1 protein-coding gene is annotated in these 510 nt (G+C 75.1%); it reads right to left on the bottom strand.

Going from position 1 to position 510, the window contains the following annotated elements:
• Positions 1 to 202: 202 nt before the first annotated feature.
• The coding region (locus N869_RS16005; protein ID WP_035063388.1) for a MaoC/PaaZ C-terminal domain-containing protein at positions 203 to 510 on the bottom strand (308 nt) is incomplete at its 5' end.

Here is a 510-nt window from a genome sequence, read left to right as displayed (position 1 = left end):
CGCCCCCCCGCCCGAGCCCCGCGCCGTCGGCGAGAACGTGAGTTTCTGCCGAGATCGTGACTTTGAGTTCACGTTCTCGAGCGAAACTCACGATCTCGCGGCCGCGGGCGCGGGCGCGGGCGCTGGTGGGTGGTGGGCCAGGGCGGGTCAGGTAGGGCTGGGTGGGGCGGGTCCGGGGGGCGTGGGTAGGTGGTGGGTCAGGTCAGGGCTGGTGGGGGGTGACGTGGCCGGTGAGGTGGGGTCGGCCGGTGCGGCGGTTCCACACCTGGTAGCCGTACCCGTCGCCGTCGGGGGCGACCCGCACGGCGACGGTGGTGGGCAGGACGACGGGCTTGGCGAACTGCACGTCCCACCGGTACGCCTCGCCGCGGGCGGGGCCGACGGCGGCCAGGGCCCGCGCGGCGGTGTACATGCCGTGGGCGATGGTGCGGGGGAACCCGAAGGCCTTCGCCGCCAGCCGTGAGGTGTGGATGGGGTTGCGGTCCCCGGACACCGCCGCGTACCGGCGGG

Origin of the sequence: Cellulomonas bogoriensis 69B4 = DSM 16987 (assembly GCF_000767165.1) — a bacterium.
GTDB classification, from domain to species: domain Bacteria; phylum Actinomycetota; class Actinomycetes; order Actinomycetales; family Cellulomonadaceae; genus Actinotalea; species Actinotalea bogoriensis.
Note: the sequence above shows the minus strand (reverse complement) of the source record. Positions and strands in the feature narration are given on the sequence as shown.